14 protein-coding genes and 3 pseudogenes are annotated in these 17,453 nt (G+C 54.2%); 12 read left to right on the plus strand and 5 right to left on the minus strand.

Annotated elements, in window-relative coordinates; all coding sequences use genetic code 11:
- Positions 1-13: 13 nt before the first annotated feature.
- Positions 14-988: pseudogene (locus AC3DKE_RS00520) on the minus strand (PhoH family protein); the annotation flags it as partial.
- 224 nt (positions 989-1,212) lie between these two features.
- On the opposite strand from AC3DKE_RS00520, the gene AC3DKE_RS00525 reads away from it, so the two are divergent.
- From AC3DKE_RS00525 to AC3DKE_RS00535, 3 genes are all read left to right on the plus strand, one after another.
- Positions 1,213-2,184 carry an alpha/beta hydrolase gene (locus tag AC3DKE_RS00525; protein ID WP_487989711.1) on the plus strand — a complete coding sequence of 324 codons (972 nt, stop codon included), beginning with the start codon at positions 1,213-1,215 and terminating at the stop codon, positions 2,182-2,184.
- 74 nt (positions 2,185-2,258) lie between these two features.
- Entirely contained in the window at positions 2,259-3,050 is a 792-nt protein-coding gene (locus tag AC3DKE_RS00530; protein ID WP_484216361.1) for a TrmH family RNA methyltransferase, read from the plus strand.
- A gap of 3 nt (positions 3,051-3,053) precedes the next feature.
- Complete coding sequence (locus AC3DKE_RS00535; RefSeq protein ID WP_411729414.1) at positions 3,054-4,022, plus strand: calcium/sodium antiporter; 969 nt, start codon at positions 3,054-3,056, stop codon at positions 4,020-4,022.
- A 142-nt stretch (positions 4,023-4,164) separates the two neighbouring features.
- Here the strand turns inward: AC3DKE_RS00535 and miaB are convergent.
- Positions 4,165-5,490 (minus strand): annotated as a pseudogene (gene miaB / locus AC3DKE_RS00540) (tRNA (N6-isopentenyl adenosine(37)-C2)-methylthiotransferase MiaB); the annotation flags it as partial.
- Positions 5,491-5,579: 89 nt separating this feature from the next.
- Here miaB and AC3DKE_RS00545 point away from each other — a divergent pair.
- The 4 genes from AC3DKE_RS00545 to AC3DKE_RS00560 are packed head-to-tail and all read left to right on the plus strand — an operon-like array spanning position 5,580 to position 9,653.
- Positions 5,580-7,523 (plus strand): lytic transglycosylase domain-containing protein, encoded by a 1,944-nt coding sequence (locus tag AC3DKE_RS00545; protein WP_487989713.1) that lies wholly within the window; start codon positions 5,580-5,582, stop codon positions 7,521-7,523.
- Positions 7,524-7,526: 3 nt separating this feature from the next.
- On the plus strand, positions 7,527-8,126 hold the full coding sequence (locus AC3DKE_RS00550; protein ID WP_340675542.1) for an SCO family protein: 600 nt from the start codon (positions 7,527-7,529) through the stop codon (positions 8,124-8,126).
- Positions 8,123-8,611, plus strand: coding sequence for a copper chaperone PCu(A)C (locus tag AC3DKE_RS00555; RefSeq protein WP_484216358.1), 489 nt, complete (start codon positions 8,123-8,125; stop codon positions 8,609-8,611). The genes AC3DKE_RS00550 and AC3DKE_RS00555 overlap by 4 nt, the downstream gene beginning before the upstream one ends.
- Complete coding sequence (locus AC3DKE_RS00560) at positions 8,601-9,653, plus strand: MBL fold metallo-hydrolase (RefSeq protein WP_487989716.1); 1,053 nt, start codon at positions 8,601-8,603, stop codon at positions 9,651-9,653. The genes AC3DKE_RS00555 and AC3DKE_RS00560 overlap by 11 nt, the downstream gene beginning before the upstream one ends.
- Here AC3DKE_RS00560 and AC3DKE_RS00565 read toward each other — a convergent pair.
- From AC3DKE_RS00565 to AC3DKE_RS00575, 3 genes are read right to left on the minus strand one after another with little or no spacing between them, the layout of a single operon-like run.
- Positions 9,650-10,681: a M14 family zinc carboxypeptidase gene (locus AC3DKE_RS00565; protein ID WP_379070727.1), complete on the minus strand. Its 1,032-nt coding sequence runs from the start codon at positions 10,679-10,681 to the stop codon at positions 9,650-9,652. The two genes, AC3DKE_RS00560 and AC3DKE_RS00565, sit on opposite strands and share 4 nt — an antisense overlap.
- Positions 10,678-11,655, minus strand: a complete 978-nt coding sequence (corA, locus tag AC3DKE_RS00570; RefSeq protein ID WP_379070725.1) for a magnesium/cobalt transporter CorA — start codon at positions 11,653-11,655, stop codon at positions 10,678-10,680. Before corA ends, AC3DKE_RS00565 begins: the two co-directional genes overlap by 4 nt.
- Positions 11,656-11,693: 38 nt before the next feature.
- Positions 11,694-12,410 carry a double zinc ribbon domain-containing protein gene (locus AC3DKE_RS00575; protein WP_487989717.1) on the minus strand — a complete coding sequence of 239 codons (717 nt, stop codon included), beginning with the start codon at positions 12,408-12,410 and terminating at the stop codon, positions 11,694-11,696.
- On the opposite strand from AC3DKE_RS00575, the pseudogene bioB reads away from it, so the two are divergent.
- The 5 genes and pseudogenes from bioB to bioD all read left to right on the plus strand — a co-directional run.
- Positions 12,390-13,451 (plus strand): annotated as a pseudogene (gene bioB / locus AC3DKE_RS00580) (biotin synthase BioB); the annotation flags it as partial. The gene AC3DKE_RS00575 and the pseudogene bioB sit on opposite strands and share 21 nt — an antisense overlap.
- 140 nt (positions 13,452-13,591) lie before the next feature.
- Positions 13,592-14,797: an aminotransferase class I/II-fold pyridoxal phosphate-dependent enzyme gene (locus AC3DKE_RS00585; RefSeq protein WP_487989719.1), complete on the plus strand. Its 1,206-nt coding sequence runs from the start codon at positions 13,592-13,594 to the stop codon at positions 14,795-14,797.
- A gap of 7 nt (positions 14,798-14,804) precedes the next feature.
- The gene (bioH, locus tag AC3DKE_RS00590) at positions 14,805-15,614 is read left to right on the plus strand and encodes a pimeloyl-ACP methyl ester esterase BioH (protein ID WP_379070717.1); all 810 of its coding nucleotides are present in this window, start codon (positions 14,805-14,807) and stop codon (positions 15,612-15,614) included.
- Between the two features lie 143 nt (positions 15,615-15,757).
- Positions 15,758-16,462 (plus strand): methyltransferase domain-containing protein, encoded by a 705-nt coding sequence (locus tag AC3DKE_RS00595; RefSeq protein ID WP_487989721.1) that lies wholly within the window; start codon positions 15,758-15,760, stop codon positions 16,460-16,462.
- A gap of 55 nt (positions 16,463-16,517) precedes the next feature.
- A complete protein-coding gene (bioD, locus tag AC3DKE_RS00600; protein ID WP_340675552.1) occupies positions 16,518-17,219 on the plus strand; it encodes a dethiobiotin synthase in 702 nt (233 codons plus the stop codon).
- Positions 17,220-17,453: the final 234 nt, after the last annotated feature.

A 17,453-nucleotide genomic window follows, 5' to 3' on the forward strand; every position in this document is an offset into this window, starting at 1 on the left:
CTCGCGGCGCTGGCTGTTTCGCATCCCAGGCTTCATAAGCGTCGACAATGCGCATCACCAAGGGATGGCGTACGACGTCGCGCGAGGCGAAGCGCGTGACATGAATGCCTTTGACCTGCTCTAAAATAGTCAGCGCCTGAGTCAGGCCAGACTCCATGCCGCGAGGCAAGTCGACTTGGCTGATATCGCCAGTAATGACGGCGCGCGAGCCATAGCCCAAGCGCGTCAAAAACATCTTCATTTGTTCCGGCGTGGTGTTTTGTGCTTCATCCAAAATGATGAAGGCGTGATTGAGTGTGCGCCCGCGCATATAGGCCAGCGGTGCAACTTCAATGACTTGGCGTTCAATCAATTTCGCCACGCGCTCAAGGCCGAGCATTTCGTATAGCGCGTCATAGAGCGGGCGCAAATACGGGTTAATTTTTTCTGATAAGTCGCCGGGCAAAAAGCCGAGCTTTTCGCCGGCCTCAACCGCCGGCCGCACCAGCAATATGCGCTTCACTTGGTCTTTTTCGAGCTGGTCGACTGCACAAGCTACGGCCAAATACGTCTTGCCAGTACCGGCAGGGCCCACGCCAAAGCTGATGTCGTGACTGAGAATCTGCTCGACATAGCGCTGTTGATTTTGCCCGCGCGGTCGAATAGTGCCTTTTTTCGTCATTAACACGGGGCCTTCGCCACCACCGACGTGCACAGGATTGCTGGATAGCTCGCCAAGTGCAATTTGCAGTACTAAATGCACGGTCTCAGGTGCCAGCGTTAGACTGTCATCAGTTTCTGCATAGAGTCGCTCGAGCACGGTGACCGCTATTTCGCGCATATCAGCCTCGCCAATAATCTCGAGGCTGTAGCCACGATGCAGTACGCGCAGGTTGAGGCGCTGCTCAATAAGTTTGATGTGCTCATTGAATTGGCCACAAAGAATGGCTAAACGGCGAGGATCTTGCGGGCTAAGTTCCAGCGTGCTGGTGTGTTCAGACGTATTCAAAAGGGCAGTGTTCTCGGTGAGTTTGTGCACAGAGAATAACCGAAATTGACGAGTCGCGGCAGTTACTGAAGCGCATGCATTGTCCTACTACAAATTTCCACAATTTCACTAGGGAAATTCATTGGCGACCAGACATACGTCTGATATGTTCGATGCTTAGGTGCGCAAAAGTTAAGTAATTCACTGCTCCGTCGATAACAATAAATAAAGACAGAAGGCCTGCCATGACAACATCAGATCCGCACCACCCTTATCCGCATGCCAGTAAGCAGGCGCATGCTGTTGGTTGGCTTATGTCGGCAACTGTTCGCCCGCTTGCTAGCACGCTAGTTCGCTCACCTGAGGGGCTGATTGCTTTAAGGAAAGGCTTTGGTGCGTTGGGGGCTGTGCTTAAGCGCGCACCGAAAGCAGTGCGTATAACGCCGGTGCATCGAGCTGATGTTCGCGGTGAGTGGGTGGTATCACCGAAAGCGCATAATGCCTCGCGCGTGGTGCTGTACTTGCATGGCGGCGGTTATTTTTTTGGCTCAGGCTCGCTGCATAGGCAAATCACTTGGCGGCTCTCGCAAGCCTTGTCGCGGCCAGTTTTTGCTATCGACTACCGACTTGCTCCACGCCATAGCTTCGAAGATTGGCGCGATGACGCCGTTGCTTCCTATAAGTATTTGCTAAGCCAGGGCTATAAAGGTTCGGATATCACGGTGGCAGGCGACTCTGCTGGTGGCCACTTAACCTTGGTGCTGCTGCAAACTTTACGCGATCGTGGCATTAGCTTGCCGAGAGCGGCAATTTGTATCTCGCCATGGACGGATCTGAGCGCTGACTCGCTAGCGTTAACCGCACATCCACGCCGAGATCCGTACATTCCCAATGCCGCTTTGGGCTATATCTGCCGCTTTCTGACACGTAATCGCAGCCCCTTCGATGCCCTAGTGTCGCCGGTGCATGGCAATTTCCGTGGCTTGCCACCGCTATACATTATGGTCGGCTCGACTGAAATTTTACGTGATGATGCGCGCCGAACTGTCGAGAATGCGCGTGCAGCTGGCGTAAAAGTTGTCTATGAAGAATGGCATCGCATGCCGCATGTGTTTCCATTTATGGCTGCAGTATTGCCAGAAGGACGCTTGGCATTCCGTCATATGCGTGAATTTTTAGCCCGAATTGAAACGCCGGCATTGTCGTTAGTTGCCTAGGACGGTTAGCATGCAAGGCCGTGGCGACAGCTTTGTTGCTACGGTCTTGGTAACTACTCAGGTCATCCCACGTCATGTCATCTTCTGCTGAAATCACCAAAGCTGAGCACAAACGCGTTCGCGCATTGCAACAAAAAGCCGGACGCCGCGAGCAGTCGGCATTTCTGGTTGAAGGCGCGAAAAGTGTTCACGAACTTCTAGCCTCGGACTGGCCCGTTGTCGCGGTCTACGCCAGCCACGAGCAAGCTGCTGAATTTCGCGATGCTACTAGTCGTCGTGGCCTACGCCTAATCGAAATCAGCGCCAGCTTATTAAGCAGTTTGGGCAATTACACCAATAACGAATCAGCCTTGGCGATTGCCGGTCAGCGCGCTTGGCGCGCTATGCCTCTGCGCGAAGGCCAACTCACGCTTGCGCTAGATGATCTACGCGACCCCGGTAATCTCGGCACTATTTTGCGCCTTGCCGACTGGTATGGCGTGAGTCAGATCGTCGCCTCGCAAACCACCACTGAATTATTTAACCCGAAAGTCATTGCCGCCAGCATGGGCTCGTTTTTGCGTGTGCCATTTCATGTCGTGGATCTACCCGAATGGTTGGCTGCCGCGCGCGCGCAGGCCGTTGTTTGTGGCGCGGTGATGGATGGCGAAAGCACGCACGCATTACGCGGCCCACTGTTTTCTGCGCAGCAGCCGGGCGTACTCGTCATCGGTAACGAATCCAAAGGCATCAGTGCGGCGATTGCCTCGCAGCTTAGTGAGCGTGTGAGTATTCCGTGCTTTGGCGGTGCCGAATCGCTCAACGCTGGTGTGGCAACAGGTATTTTATTGGACCAATGGCGCCGTGATGCGCAGACCAGGAGCTAGGCCATGATTATCGCTTTACTGCTTGTCGCTGCGGGCATCACTCTGTTGGTTGTGGGTGGTGAAGTTATGCTGCGTGGCGCTGTGCGCTTGGCCACACTGTGGCGCTTATCGCCTGCGGTAATTGGCCTGACGGTAGTCGCAGCGGGCACCTCGATACCTGAGCTTGCCGTGAGCGGTGCAGCGGCCATGCAAGGCAGCACAGACATTGCAATGGCCAATGTGGTTGGCTCTAATATTTTCAATATCGCCTTTATTCTCGGCCTGTGCGCGATCATTCGACCGTTTGCCGTTGAGGGCAATACGCTCAGGCTCGAATATCCGGTGCTTTTATTGATGACATTGTTTGGCCTTGTCATCGCCCAAGACTTAATGATTAGCCGGCTCGATGCGCTCCTTTGTATCGCCTTTTATGTCGGCTTTACCGCCTATGTTGTGCGGCTGGTGCGCGGCCAAGCGACGGCTAATGAGCTCGAACAATTCGACGCAGAAACGCAGGCGCTATTGGTTATGGAGACGCCGCCAACGCTGCTGCCTAGTCTCGGCCTAGTTGCCGGTGGCACAGTGCTATTGGCGTTTGGTGCGCAGCTTACGGTTCAAGGCGCATCGGATTTAGCGCGGCTCTGGGGTTGGTCGGAGCGGGTGATAGGCCTAACCATTGTCTCGATGGGCACGGGCTTGCCGGAAGTAGTGGCCTCGCTAGTATCAAGTTTGCGCGGCCGCAGTGACATGGCCATTGGCAACGTTATTGGCTCAAACTTATTCAATATCTTGATGGTCTTAGGCATCACCGCGAGCATCGCGCCATTGCCCGTGTCTGCTGCGCTAGTCAGCAACGACATGCTCTGGATGCTGGGTATTACGCTGCTGCTTTTCCCGCTGCTCTGGACTGGATGGCGGGTCAATCGTGTCGAAGGTGCTCTGTTGCTGGCGGTATATGGCCTGTATTTAGCGCTTTTACTGCAGCAAGCTTAAGCTTTAAGCGCCCGAGCTGTTAGACATCGGGCGCTTAAAGCTAGAGAGCTGTTTACACCGCCGCATGCCATAGCGGAATACGACCGGGGATGGGCATGACACCGATGCTCGCTTCCTCGTCAGACTCGACCCATAGTGCTGCTTCAGCGCGCAGGGCATTAATCGATTCAATGCCACTGATTTTTAGCGTGGCAAAACGACCAATTAAGCTGGCGTCGCCGGGGAAATGAATCCAACGTGTATTCTCGGCAATGCCCACCAAGTAGCCCGGATAACGCTTCGATTCGCGATCAATTAGCACGCGTTGTTCGGTGTCCATCATGGCATCGGTTTTGCGGCCGGTGTTTCTGGCGATCATGGTTTGCAGGCGTTGTAAACGCTGCTTTTTTTCAACGTGCGAGACACTATCAGGCAACTCAGCTGCTGGTGTGCCGGGGCGTTTTGAGTAAATGAAACTATAGGAATGATCGTAGTCGACAAACTCGATTAGCTTCAGCGTGTCTTCAAAGTCTTCCTCAGTTTCATTAGGGAAACCAATGATGAAATCCGAGGCGATTTCGATGCCTGGCTTCGCTGCTTTTAAGCGCGTGATGGTGTCTTTATAAGTGTCGATTTCATGGTTGCGCTTCATCGCCGCCAAAATGCGGTTGGAGCCACTTTGCACCGGTAAATGCACATGCGCGGCCAGCTCAGGCACATCGGCATGCGCTTGAATTAAGGCGTCGTTGAATTCGAGTGGATGCGAGGTGGTGTAGCGAATGCGGCCAATGCCGGGGATCGCCGCAACCGCGCGCAAGAGCTCAGCAAAGCCACAAATATGGCCGTCGTGATGCTCGCCATAATAGCCATTCACATTTTGCCCAAGCAGCGTGACTTCGCGCACGCCTTGGCGCGCAATATGGGCAACTTCGGCGATGACATCATCGAACGGGCGTGAGACCTCTTCGCCGCGAGTGTAGGGCACCACGCAGAAACTGCAGTATTTCGAACAGCCCTCCATGATTGAGACAAAGGCTTTGTGGCCTTCGATTCGAGGCTCAGGCAGGAAGTCGAATTTCTCATTTTCAGGGAAGCGCACATCGACCTGGGCAATGCGCTCGCGGTCGGCGGGTTGCACCGATAAGTCATTGAGCATTTGCGGCAGGCGGTGCAATGTTTGCGGGCCAAATACCATATCGACATAGGGCGCGCGCTGCAAAATGCCTTCGCCTTCCTGCGAGGCAACACAGCCACCAACACCGATAATCACTTCAGGACGGGCGAGTTTTAAACGCTGCCATCGGCCGAGCTGAGAGAACACTTTCTCTTGCGCCTTTTCGCGAATCGAGCAGGTGTTGAGCAAGAGCACGTCAGCCTCTTCCGCCACGTCGGTGCGAACGAGTTGATGAGAGTCGCTGAGCAAGTCGAGCATCCGTGAGGAGTCGTACTCGTTCATTTGGCAACCTTGTGTTTCGATGTATAGCTTGCGAGCCATGAGCGCGTTAATCCGTCCTATTAAACGCGCGCATTATACAGCTATGCTGCGCGCTAGCGCGAAATGGCTTTAAAGGAGCAAAAATGCCGGCGTTCATACGTATTTTAGCAGTAGCTGCTATTGCTTGGATTAGCCCTGTAATGGCCGCCGACAGTGACTATTTGGCCGCTCGTGATGCTTTTCGAACTGGTAATCATGATGCGCTAGCAAAAGCTCAGCGCCAGCTCAGTGACTCACCTTTACAAGTTTATGCCGAGTTTTGGCAGCTTTGGCGGCGATTAAAGTTGCCAGATGCCACAGCTGATGTAGATGCTTTTCTCGCGAAAGAGAAGGGCAGCTATTTAGCCGAAAAGCTACGCATGGAATGGCTAGAGCAGTTGGCCAAGCGCAGCGACTGGACCAGCTTTCAGCGCCAGTACCCGCTACTTATCGATACGCCTAGCATCACCCTGCAGTGCTACAACTGGCAGGCGATGATGGCGGCTAAGCCCGATATCAAACTGCACGATGCCGTAACGCCGCTGTGGTACACGGCAAAAGATTTGCCCTCGGAATGTTTGCCAGTGCAAGCGCAGCTTCAGCGCACAGGTCTAATTGACGATGAAGCAAAATGGACGCGCTTTCGCCTTGCCATGGAGGCCAATGCGCAAGGCCTGGCACGCTATTTAGCGCAAAGCCTAAATCTCACGCTAAACGCCGCCACACAGCAGCAGGTGCGTGATCAGCCAGAAGTATTTTTGGCGCGCTTTAATCCTAAGCAGCGCCTCGATCGCGAATTGGCCGTTTGGGCGTATGGCCGATGGGCTCGCACGAATTTGCCGGCAGCGCTGACGCATTTAGAGGTCGAAGGTGATGAGCTAGCGGAGCAATCGGCATTGGCATGGCGCCAGCTCGCGATGACCGGTGCGCGCCAATTTAATGCTGATAGCGAGATTTGGTTTGCGCGCAGTGAGTCGGCGCCGTGGTCGGATTTACAACGTGAGGCTAGGTTGCGTCTACTGGTTCGACTGGGCCAATGGCCGGCGTATTTAAAAGGCTATGCAACTATGCCTGCGAGCATTCGCCAGGAGCGTGCGTGGCGCTTTTGGGCAGCGCGTGCCAATAGTGCGATGAGCTCCGATACAGACCAAACAAAGTCGCAGCGTAAGCTTTATGGCAATAGCGCGCAGACGTTGTTTGCCGGCTTGAGTAATGACGATGATTATTATGGTTTGCTGGCGCGCGAGCGCTTAGGTCAGGCCATGGGCCCAGTGCCAGAGAAAATAAACATTAATGATGCCGACCGTGCTCGTCTAGCCAAGCACGCGGGCTTTCAGCGAGCTTTTGCGCTTTATGGTTTGGGCCTGCGCTGGGAGTCGGCGAGCGAGTTTAACTGGTCGGTGCGCGGCAGTGATGATCGCTTGCTGCTAACTGCGGCGAATCAGGCTAATGCTATGGGCTGGTATGACCGCGCCATTTATGCCGCTGAGCGCACGCAGGCCGATCATGCCCTGCATTACCGTTTTATCGCGCCTTACCGCGACATCACTCAAGCCTATGCTAAAGACATGGCGCTTGATGAAGCTTGGGTTTATGGCTTGATGCGTCAAGAAAGCCGCTTTGCACCGAAAGCTACCTCTGGTGCAGGGGCTAGTGGCTTGATGCAGCTCATGCCGGGTACCGCGCAATGGGTGGCGAAACAACTGGGCATTCCTTATAGCGCCAGCATGACCAATGATGCTGGGCAAAACGTGCAGCTCGGCACCTACTATTTGCGTCATGTCGAAGACACTTTGGGGCATCCCGTGCTGGCAACTGCAGGCTATAACGCAGGCCCACGCCGAGCCTTGGAGTGGCAGCCTGATACCGCGATGGATGCGACTCAATACATCGAAAGCATTCCGTTTCCTGAGACGCGTGACTACGTGAAAAAAGTCATGGCGAATGCGGTGAGTTATGCTCGGCTTTTTGGTCGCGGCGAAACCAAGTTGAGCACGCGTTTAGGGACGATTCCTGCACGCCAAATGACACCGATACAAGGGCCTTAAAAGATGAGTAAATCGCCACGTAAAAAACTCCGCATCGCCATTGTTGCTGCACTGGTTATCAGTGTTGGTTTAGCGGCGTGGGCTTGGCTTCAACGCCCCGTGTATTCGGGTTTGCCAGTATTAAAGCTGGGTGGCGAATTTAGTTTAGATAATGCCAATGGCCAGCCCTTTGCGTTGCAAGACAGCTCAGGCCAGGTTCGCTTACTGAGCTTTGGCTACACGCATTGCCCCGATATTTGTCCAATGACATTGGCGCGTTATCGAGCGGTGCTAGACGCTTTGGGCGATGATGGCGCTAAGCTGCAGACGATTATGATTAGCATCGATCCTGCACGCGATACGCCAGAAATTTTGCACAAATACGTGAGCTATTTTAGCCCGCAGATTGTTGGCTTAACGGGCACGCCTGAGGCCATTGCTGTGGTGGCGAAGCAGTATGGTGCATATGTTTCGGTCAACGGCGATGACGTTAGTCATTCAGATTACTTATATTTGATCGATCGTGATGGCCGGGTGCGGCGTTTGTATGATCAACAAGCTGGCGTTGACGCTATCGTGAAAGAGGCGAAAGTCTTGATGCAGGAACCTCGGGAGGGTGTATGAAAGGCTGTTTGCTGGCGGGCGCTTTGCTACTAATGAGCGGTGCGGTATGGGCTGAGGCGAGTGCAGTGCCAGCCAAATCGCTTACGTCTGCTAAGCCGCAGATTATTGCGCGTGATGCCTGGGTGCGTGAAGTGCCTCCGGTATCGCCGGCCGCTGCGCTGTTTGTCACTTTGCATAATGCAGGCGCTAAGGCAGTAGCCATTACAAAGATGAGCAGCCCTGTGGCAGAGCGCGTGGAGTGGCACGACATGAGTATGGCGGATGGCCATATGCGCATGTCGCAGCGCCACGTCATTGAGCTGCCAGTGGGTGATACGACCCTTGCACCCGGCGCTAGCCATTTGATGCTGCTGAACTTGCGCCAACCATTGCGAGTGGGTGACTCAGTGCCTGTGCGTTTGAGTTTAGCGAATGGTGAGGTGCTAGCACTGAATGCTACGGTGCGCGCGACACAGCCTAATAAGCAGGCTCCGCATGAGCACTGAGGACGTAAATTCGTTGCGCTACTCTGCTGAAGCCACGTTGGCGCGCTTTAAGGCCAAACTCGGCTTTCTCTCGAAGCCAAAAATTTCTCTGGCACCAAATGCACATTGGAATGGCGAGACTTTTCGCAACCATGGCAAGTACATCAAGCATGATGCTTGGGCAGCCTTACGCTGGCTGCGAACTCGCCAGCCTGAGCAATGGCCGCAATGGGTAGACTCCGAGCCAACGGCAAAACCAACGGCATGCCACAGCGAGCAAATCGCCGACTGGCGCGTGACTTACGTCAATCACGCCACCGTGCTGGTGCAAATTGGGCCATGGAACTTACTTACTGATCCTGTTTGGTCGGACCGCGTTAGTCCTGTCACCTTTGCTGGTCCCAAGCGCGTGCGCAGTGTTGGTATCGCACTCGATGACCTCCCGCCAATTCACGCTGTATTACTAAGCCATGACCACTATGATCATCTCGATATTCGCACCTTGATGTGGCTGCATGAGCGCGATAAACCGATGATCGTCACAGGCCTAGGCGTTGATGCAGTGCTTAAAGCGCATGGCATCGATACTGTGATGGCGCTGGATTGGTGGCAGTCAGTAACGCTCGGGCCACTGGAACTATTTTTCTTGCCGGCACAGCATTTCTCAGGCCGTGGAGCGCGTGATCGTAATCGCACGTTATGGGGTAGCTTGCTGGTGCGCAGCTCGGCGGGCTCGCTATATTTTGCCGGCGACACGGGCTATGGCCCGCACTTTCAATCGATCTATGAGCACTTTGGTGCACCTAGATTGGCGCTATTGCCTATCGGCGCGTATGAACCTCGTTGGTTTATGGGGCCGGTACATATGGATCCCGCCGATGCCGTACGTGCGCATCAAGATTTACAGGCGATATATTCACTGGGTATTCATTTCAATACCTTTCAGCTCACCGATGAGGCGATTGATGCACCTGTCATTGCGCTAAAGACTGAGCTAGCGAAGCAGGGCGTTAACACTGCTTATTTTGGCGTGCTGAGTGAAGGTGAAAGCCGGTCGGCTTAAGTCGACTTTCGATACCAAAGGTCAAGCGCGGCATCGTGTAGGGCGCCGCGTTGAGCGTTGTTTGGTAGCCAAGCTTGGTGCGACAAACTGGCCTGCTGCATGAAGTCAAACCAGGTTAGATGGCGCCGTAGTACGCGAGTATGTCGATGCGGTAGCAGTGGGTTGAATAGCCCTAATGGATTGAATAATTGCCTTGGATTTTTCTTCATCCACATCCATGAACCCATTTCGAGCGTAAAGGGTAGGAAGGTGTGAGTGGGCTGGCATTCGCGCAGCTCATCATATAAGTAGTCCCAGACATCTCCATGCGTGGTGTAGCTCAACGACTGCGGTTCAATGGCATAAAAGTCGTGGTGCGGATAAGTTCGCTGAAACAGCTCATTCAGCGCATAGGCCTCGGCAAGCTGAGGAAAGGGTTGATGGCTGCGTGCGTAAGGAAACCAGAGTCTGTCTTGAAAGCCAAAGCCGGAATGGCAGTCGACAGCCATGGAAAACGGATGGCTGTGCAAGCGCTCGCGAACGACACGAAATAGTGCCTCTGCCTCTGGCGCTAATGCCTCGTTGGCATGACCGCGAAACCAGGGCAGGCGAGAGCTTAGGCGTTGGCCGCCGAGTGGCCAAGGTACGCGGTGCTCAGCATCGATAGGCGCATGGCGCATCAGATCAATGCCATCGGGGTTGGCTCGTGTGCCACGTAAGAATCCGCCGGGATTGACGATGGGCACAAAAACTAGCCGTACCTTTTCCAGCAGGCTGTGCAAGCTGCTATCCCAGCTGAGGCGTTGAACTAAGTTATTAAGGTAGGCAATCAACACTTGGCTGCCGATACGCTCGACGCCATGCACTCCGCCGAAATAGCCAATCGCCGGCGCATCGAGTCGGCGTGTACCAAGGCTTAAGCACCACAGTGGCAGGGTTTGGCCATCACACTGAATGTGGGTGACGATTTCAGGGCAAAGTTTAGAGCCAGCTTGCTCAATTAAGCGCTCTAGTGCCAACAACTCAGGGCTGCCGGCAAGATGTTTCACAGCCAGTTACGACGTTTGAAATAGAGGAATGGTGCTACTGCTGACAGCACCATTAGGCCGATAGCGAAGGGGTAGCCAATAGTCCAGTCGAGCTCAGGCATGATGCGAAAGTTCATGCCGTAGACGCTGGCGATCATGGTTGGCGGTAAAAATACCACCGAGGCCACAGAGAAAATCTTGATGATTTTGTTCTGATTAACGTTAATAAAGCCGAGGGTGGTGTCGAGCAAGAACTTAATCTTATCGAACAAAAATGAGGTGTGCGCGATCAGTGACTCAGAGTCACGGATGATGTCGCGAAGGCGCTCGCTGAGCTCAGTGTTGAGCATGCCTGAGCGCAATAGCAGATAGAGCATGCGCTGCAAATCGACCATGGAAATACGCACTTTACCGATGATGTCTTCCTGCTGACCAATCTCGGTCAATAGCGACTCCATGTCATCGGTTTCGGCATTACCCAATACTTGCGCGCTGGTGACTTCTAAATCGGCGGCAATGCGCTCGATCATGTCGGCGAGGTTTTCCACCTTGGTTTCAAACAGGCCAATTAAAATCGATTTTGGATTGTTGACGTTAACCAAGCCTTTGCGGGCACGAAGGCGAAACAGACGAAATGCCGCAAGCTCCTCTTCGCGAAGCGTAAATAATCGGTCGCCATTGAAAACGAAAGCAGCAGAAATATTGGTTGATGACTGATCGGCATAGTTCAGAAAGTATGAGCTGATGTGCAGGCCATCGTCGTTTTCATAGAAGCGTGAAGTCGCCTCAATTTCGTATAGGTCGTCGATGCTTGGCAGCTCTTGCTGATAGGCGGTGCGTACCCATTCGCGCTCTTCTTCGGTGGGGTTGATCAGGTCAATCCACAAAATATCTGAGATGAGGTCTTCTGCCGCATTAATGGCGACTGGTTCGAGCAAACCCTTATTCAGGGTAAAGGCCATCAGCATGCGTGGCATCTCCCAAGTTTCCCGCATTCTAGCAACGCATGCGGCTTGGCAGCTAGCACTAAGCGTCATCGCGCCAAGGTTCTGGCAATAACTAAGATATCAACTTGGCGCGCACCAGCGGCAAGTAGGCACTGACTGATGGCTTCGGCTGTGGCACCGGTGGTCAAGACATCGTCAACTAAAAGTACGTGCTGTTGCTCAAGCGCTGGGCCGTGCCAGACAAAGGCTCCGGTCAGGTTGCTGCGCCGCTCGCCTGCGTGCAGGGTCTTTTGCATGCGAGTGTCGCGGACGCGTAAAAGCTGATGTGCGCTGACTGGTCGCTTTAGGCGCTGGGCCATGACTCGTGCCAGTAGCAGCGTTTGGTTATAGCCGCGCTGCTGTAGTCGTTTGGCATGGATGGGCACAGGGATGATGAGATCTGGCAGGTCATCGCTATCGATACGATCCGCTAAGCGCTGACCAAAGTAATCAGCAAGTACTAAGCGGCCATGATATTTCAGCGCCGAGATTAGTCGATCAATAGGAAAGCTAAAGTTAAATAATGCATAAGCTCGTTGCCAAGATGGCGGCTCATCAAGGCAGTCTTGGCAGCGCTCGGCATCAACACTAAGTGGTCGGGCGCAGCGAGCGCAGGCACTCATTAGCCAAGGTAAGTCGGCAGAGCAATCGGCACAAATGCAGTGGCGAATACCACGGCCATGGCAGAGCACGCAGCGATTGGCGCGCAGTACGTCAACTAATTTGCTTGAGATAAGTTGACGATGACTGTTCAGTCTAGTCACAATAGCGGCCATTATCGTTTTAGCGCCAACATTCTCACCGAGGTTCATATGCAATCCTTCGCAGCCAATAATTCAACTTCTCATCAGCAAGCTATTAGCGACTCTGTGCAAAACAGCGTTCGTCATAACTGGACTCGGCCAGAAGTTGCTGCGCTATTCGACCTGCCATTTAATGATTTGCTGTTTCGTGCACAGACCGTGCACCGTGAAAACTTCGACGCCAATGCCGTGCAAGTCAGCACGTTGCTGTCGATTAAAACCGGCGCCTGCCCCGAAGACTGCAAGTACTGCTCGCAGTCCGGTCACTACGACACCGGCCTCGATAAAGAAAAGCTGCTCGCTATAGAAAAGGTAGTCGAAGAAGCGACAAATGCTAGGGAGAAAGGTGCCTCGCGTTTTTGCATGGGTGCTGCATGGCGCAGTCCACGTGAAAAAGACATGCCTTATGTGATTGAAATGGTGAAGCGTGTGAAGGCGCTAGGTTTGGAAACCTGCATGACGCTGGGCATGCTCGACTCAAATCAAGCCTCGGAGTTGGCGACGGCGGGCTTGGATTATTACAACCATAACCTCGACACCAGCCCTGAGCATTACGCGCAAATCATTACTACTCGTAGCTACCAAGATCGTCTCGATACGCTGTCGCATGTGCGTGATGCTGGCATGAAAGTTTGCGCTGGCGGTATTGTTGGCCTTGGCGAGCGCCGCGAAGATCGCATTGGTTTATTGACGCAATTGGCCACGCTGCCGGCGCATCCTGAGTCAGTGCCGATTAACCAACTGGTGAAAATTCCGGGCACGCCCTTGGGCAATGTTGAAGATCTAGATCCGTTTGAGTTTGTACGTACCATCGCAGTTGCGCGCATTCTGATGCCGAAAAGCATGGTGCGTTTATCTGCTGGTCGTGAAGAAATGCCTGAGTCGCAACAGGCGCTATGCTTCTTGGCTGGCGCGAATTCGATTTTTTACGGCGATAAATTGCTGACTACGGCCAACCCTGAGGCTGAATCTGACTTGATGCTGTTTAAGCGTCTGGGATTGAAGCCGATGGTGGAGTCGGATATTGCACTCGATAAAAGCGCTAGCGATACGGCCAGTACTGAGTTGGCCCGTGTGCCCGCACAGCACGCCGCTGCTAAACCGCTTTGGCACGACGCAATGGCAGTGAGCGTCTAAGCGCAATGACCTCATCGCTGCCGGATAATTGGCAGAGTTGGCTCGTCAATACGCTAGCAGCGCGCGATCGTGATGGCTTGCGTAGAGCGCCGGCCAGCATCGATTCGATGCAAGCCACACGTGTGCAGCGCGATGGCCAGTGGCTCGCTAATTTCTGTAGCAATGACTACTTAGGTCTCGCCGCCGAACCAGCCTTGCAAGATGCTTTGATCGACGCCGTGCGCCGCGTTGGCGTTGGTGCCGGTTCGGCCAGCCTAGTCTGTGGGCATCATCGCGAGCACGCCGCGCTCAGCGAAGAGCTGGCGGATTGGCTCGGCGTGGAAGCAGTGCTGCTGTTTGGCAACGGCTATTTAGCCAATCTGGGTGTGCTCACCGGCTTGGCGGGTCGAGGCGATGCCATCGTGCAAGATCGCCTAAACCATGCCTCATTGATTGATGGCGCGATGGCCTCAGGCGCTAAGCATTTGCGCTACGCTCACGCCGATGCCAGCGCAGCAGAGCAGCGTTTTGCGAGCCTGCCCGAGAGTATTTCCAAGCGGGTATTAGTCAGCGACGGCGTGTTCAGCATGGATGGTGATATCGCACCTGTGGCCGATTTAGTCGTGGTGGCTAAGCGTCAACAAGCCTTATTTATCCTTGATGAAGCCCATGCTTTTGGCGTCATCGGCAGCGAGGGCCGCGGCAGTGTCAGTCATGCCACGCTAGCAAATGACGCCGTGCCTTTGCGCATTGGCACGCTAGGTAAAGCCTTTGGTGTCTATGGTGCTTTCGCTGCCGGTCCACGCGTATTAATCGATGCTCTACAGCAGTTGGCTAGGCCAGCGATTTACACTACGGCGCTACCGCCAGCTTTGGCTGCGGTGACTCGAGTGGCGTTAAAGCATGTGCGCAATGATCAGTGGCGACGCGACCAATTGCAGGCAAATATTGCGCAGTTCCGTACCGGCGCATTGGCGCAAGGTTGGCGGCTTATGTCCAGCGAAACGGCCATCCAGCCGATACTAATTGGCGACACCGCCAGTGCTAACGCACTCAGTGCTGAGTTGCTCGCCCGCGGCTTTTGGGTTAGCAGCATACGGCCGCCGACTGTGCCGGTGGGCAGTGCGCGTTTGCGCGTGACGCTGAGTAGTGCGCACAGCAGCGAGGCCATTGTCGGCTTGCTTAATGCACTGGCGGAGTTGACGCCGCGCTTTCTCTCAAACCAAAACTGAGTTTCATATGACCGCGTTAATGCTCTACCACGACAGCTATGACAGCACCGGCCCACTCGGCAGTGCCGCGCCAGACTTGGTCTTGTTGCATGGCTGGGGTCTGCACACGATAGTCTGGGATCCGGTGGTGCCGTTTTTGCTCGAGCGCTTTCGTGTCACGGTGATTGATCTGCCCGGCATGGGTCGTAGCCCATTGCCCAATGCAACGCTAACGCAAGATTCAGTGCTTGCTCAGCTGGCAGCGGTCGCGCCAGAAAAAGCACTGTGGCTGGGCTGGTCGCTGGGCGGTGAGCTGGCCTTGGCATTTGCTGCTAAGTATCCCGAGCGAGTAACAGGACTGATGCTCATCGCCAGCAACCCATGCTTTGTGAAAGCTGACGACTGGCCACATGCCATGCCGCCCGAGACCTTTGCCGCCTTCGCTAACTTTTTTGATGAAGACCCCGAAGCCACACTGATTCGCTTTTTATCGCTGCAATGTATGGGTTCGGCGCGTGCCAAAAACGACATCCGCTTCCTGCAAGAAATCATGTATTTCCATGGTCTACCAGCACCACGGGCGCTTCGCGAAGGCTTGCAGTTATTGCACGACATGGATTTGCGTGAAGCATTTAGCCAGTTAAAAATGCCGGTGTCGGTGCTGCTTGGTCGTCATGATCAGCTGGTGCCGGCATTAGTCTCCGATGACTTGAGCGCGCTACGACCTGGCCTGCCTTTACGCATACTGGAGGGTAGTGGTCATGTGCCATTTTTGGCCCAGCCCGAGGCGTTTGAGCAAGCTGTGAACGAGCTATTGGCCGAGATGGGTATTGCCTAGTGAGCTGCCTCACCATGGAGCCTAGAAGTACTCAGCGAGCCTTAAGTGGCCAGCCATTGAGCAGTTGGCAGAGCACAGTCACTCGGCATTTTCAGCGCGCAGCGACTACCTACGCCAATGTCTCTGAGCTTCAGCAGGCATCCATGAACGACCTGCTGGCTGAATGCCGCGCGCAAGGATTAGTTTTGGAGCTAGGCGCTGGACAGTGCCATCTCGCCTCAGCCATTGCTGCTCGCCTAGAAGTGTCATCATTAGTAGCGTTAGACATCAGCGAGGCCATGCTGCGCACTGCGCCGCCGCAAGCCAAGGTATCGCGCGTGGTGGCTTCAGCATTAGCCATCCCGTTGATAGATCACAGCGTTGACGCCATCGTCAGTCATTTCGCGCTGCATTGGTGTTTAGCTCCGGCTGCCGTTGCTGCCGAGATGCATCGTATAATTCGTCGCGATGGCAGTGTGCAATTAGCGATTCCGCTGGCGGGCAGTCTTGCCCCGTTGCATGGCGAGCAGGGCGATGGTGCATTATTGCTACCACTGAACGAATGGCAGCAGGCCTTTGCCTCTCGAGCAGATTCAGCCTCGCCTATACCAAGCTCAGCTTGGGCCTGCGAGCACGACGCAGTAAAAACCTATACACGCCACTTTCATACAGCCTCAGAATGGCTCAGCTATTTGCGCGCTATGGGCGTCACCGCCAAGCCAAAAAGCCAGCAGTCGCAAAGTCCGCAATCGGGGCTGGCGGGAAAGCAGGGCTATCAATATTTAATCAAGCGTCTTGAGCAAGCAGCTGAACCAGCCGGTATACCGTTCACCTTTAAGGTTTGGCACGCACAATTTCGAGCGCTCTAATCGGCCTACTTTGGCTTGCTGCATGTTGAAAACCGAAAGTAATCAGGAGTAAGGCATGGCGGCATTTTTCATCACTGGCACAGACACCGACATCGGTAAAACTTATGTCGCGGTCGCGATGCTTAATGCCGCAAATCAAGCTGGCTTTAGCACGCTCGGCCTCAAGCCCGTGGCCGCCGGTTGTGAAGCCACGGTCGATGGCCTACGCAATAGCGATGCCCTAGCCTTGCAGGCAGCGAGCAGCATCAAGCTCAGCTATGAAGAGGTCAATCCGATTGCATTGCCGGTAGCCTGCGCACCGCACTTGGCCGCTGCTGAGGCTGGTCGGCGCTTAAGCATCAGTCAGCTTTCGGGCTTTTGCCGTGGCAGCCTAAGTCATCGTGCCGATCTTGCTTTAATAGAAGGTGCTGGCGGTTGGCGCGTGCCTATTAATGACCGCGAGATGCTCAGTGCCTTGCCGAAGGCCTTAGGCGTGCCGGTAATTTTGATTGTCGGCATGCGCTTAGGTGCGCTCAACGCCGCATTTTTATCTGCCGAGGCGATTTTGAAGGATGGCCTGCGCTTGGTTGGATGGGTCGCCAATGTTATTGAGCCCGATATGCTCAAGCTCGATGACAATATCGAAACCCTCAAGCGCTGGCTGCCTGCGCCATGTTTAGGCGTTTTACCTTGGGCGCCAGAGAGCGATGCCAAAACGGCCGCTAGCCATCTAGACTTGACATCTCTAAGCCTTAAAGCACGACCGAGCAGTCAGTAATAGACGAAATGACCAGCCTTTGTCCTAGCGAAAGTAGGACAATGAAGTGAATACACTGAGTTTGTCGTTAATACAGTGAATTACAGAAAGCGTGAATGGTCGGTCACATATCGCACTGTGTGATTGACGGAATCTTCACTACACTGTGTAGACCTCAGGCCAGAGCTGCTTGTGTTTTAAGCGTATTTTTTGCTCTATAGCCTGTTAAATAAAACCCTATGCTGTGCTTCTTGC

The sequence above is a fragment of the Paraperlucidibaca sp. genome, from assembly GCF_982810325.1.

Bases quoted from the DNA above. Each gene is read 5' to 3' on its own strand.
- AC3DKE_RS00530 (WP_484216361.1), top strand. From the start codon at position 2,259: ATGTCATCTTCTGCTGAAATCACCAAAGCTGAGCACAAACGCGTTCGC.
- AC3DKE_RS00535 (WP_411729414.1), top strand. From the start codon at position 3,054: ATGATTATCGCTTTACTGCTTGTCGCTGCGGGCATCACTCTGTTGGTT.
- AC3DKE_RS00595 (WP_487989721.1), top strand. From the start codon at position 15,758: ATGAACGACCTGCTGGCTGAATGCCGCGCGCAAGGATTAGTTTTGGAG.
- bioH (WP_379070717.1), top strand. From the start codon at position 14,805: ATGACCGCGTTAATGCTCTACCACGACAGCTATGACAGCACCGGCCCA.
- AC3DKE_RS00555 (WP_484216358.1), top strand. From the start codon at position 8,123: ATGAAAGGCTGTTTGCTGGCGGGCGCTTTGCTACTAATGAGCGGTGCG.
- bioD (WP_340675552.1), top strand. From the start codon at position 16,518: ATGGCGGCATTTTTCATCACTGGCACAGACACCGACATCGGTAAAACT.
- AC3DKE_RS00525 (WP_487989711.1), top strand. From the start codon at position 1,213: ATGACAACATCAGATCCGCACCACCCTTATCCGCATGCCAGTAAGCAG.
- AC3DKE_RS00585 (WP_487989719.1), top strand. From the start codon at position 13,592: ATGACCTCATCGCTGCCGGATAATTGGCAGAGTTGGCTCGTCAATACG.
- AC3DKE_RS00550 (WP_340675542.1), top strand. From the start codon at position 7,527: ATGAGTAAATCGCCACGTAAAAAACTCCGCATCGCCATTGTTGCTGCA.
- corA (WP_379070725.1), bottom strand. From the start codon at position 11,655: ATGCGGGAAACTTGGGAGATGCCACGCATGCTGATGGCCTTTACCCTG.
- AC3DKE_RS00545 (WP_487989713.1), top strand. From the start codon at position 5,580: ATGCCGGCGTTCATACGTATTTTAGCAGTAGCTGCTATTGCTTGGATT.
- AC3DKE_RS00560 (WP_487989716.1), top strand. From the start codon at position 8,601: ATGAGCACTGAGGACGTAAATTCGTTGCGCTACTCTGCTGAAGCCACG.